Source organism: Sporosarcina luteola (assembly GCF_023715535.1).
Classification (GTDB): Bacteria; Bacillota; Bacilli; order Bacillales_A; family Planococcaceae; genus Sporosarcina; species Sporosarcina luteola_B.
In genome coordinates this window covers 1-255 of record NZ_JAMBOI010000076.1, presented here as the reverse complement: position 1 = coordinate 255, position 255 = coordinate 1, and the positions used below count along the sequence as shown (strand labels likewise).

Annotated in this window: 1 rRNA gene; it reads left to right on the top strand. The window is 54.5% G+C overall.

What is annotated here, in order from left to right:
• A 16S ribosomal RNA gene (locus tag M3191_RS18410) occupies positions 1 to 255 on the top strand; the annotation flags it as partial.

Below are 255 nucleotides of genomic sequence, written 5' to 3'. Positions count from 1 at the left end.
CCAGCATTCAGTTGGGCACTCTAAGGTGACTGCCGGTGACAAACCGGAGGAAGGTGGGGATGACGTCAAATCATCATGCCCCTTATGACCTGGGCTACACACGTGCTACAATGGACGATACAAAGGGCTGCAAACCCGCGAGGGGGAGCCAATCCCATAAAATCGTTCCCAGTTCGGATTGCAGGCTGCAACTCGCCTGCATGAAGCCGGAATCGCTAGTAATCGTGGATCAGCATGCCACGGTGAATACGTTCC